Origin of the sequence: Allochromatium palmeri (assembly GCF_009720725.1) — a bacterium.
Lineage (GTDB): Bacteria > Pseudomonadota > Gammaproteobacteria > Chromatiales > Chromatiaceae > Thermochromatium > Thermochromatium palmeri.
On sequence record NZ_WNKT01000188.1, the window covers coordinates 1 to 336 of the forward strand.

Annotated in this window: 1 protein-coding gene; it reads left to right on the forward strand. The window is 53.9% G+C overall.

Annotation, left to right across the window (positions count from 1 at the left end; translation table 11 throughout):
• The first annotated feature begins 93 nt into the window (after positions 1-93).
• Complete coding sequence (locus GJ668_RS20030; protein ID WP_155451823.1) at positions 94-285, forward strand: hypothetical protein; 192 nt, start codon at positions 94-96, stop codon at positions 283-285.
• Positions 286-336 lie beyond the last annotated feature (51 nt).

Sequence of the window (336 nt, forward strand, 5' to 3'; positions counted from 1 at the left end):
GGACTTGTCTACTCCAACTGTATGTGAGCGAACGATTTTTGCCAGCTGGTAAGATACTTTGTCCAAAGTCCAAAGTTCTACGGCACAGCGAATTTGGATTCGCTCAAGGCCAAGGTGGAGTTCGCCACCCTGGTGGATGAGATCATCCAGCAGTTCACGGCCAAGCTGGGGGTCGAGGTAACGATCTCGGTCGAAATCCAGGCCACCAGCCAGGGCGGTTTTGATGAGGCGACCCAGCGGATCGTTAAAGAGAACTGCAATGGTAAGCGTTCAGAGACCCCTTGACCGTCTGCGGTCTTCAAGACCAGGATAAGCCCCTCTTCACCGTCCGTTGAG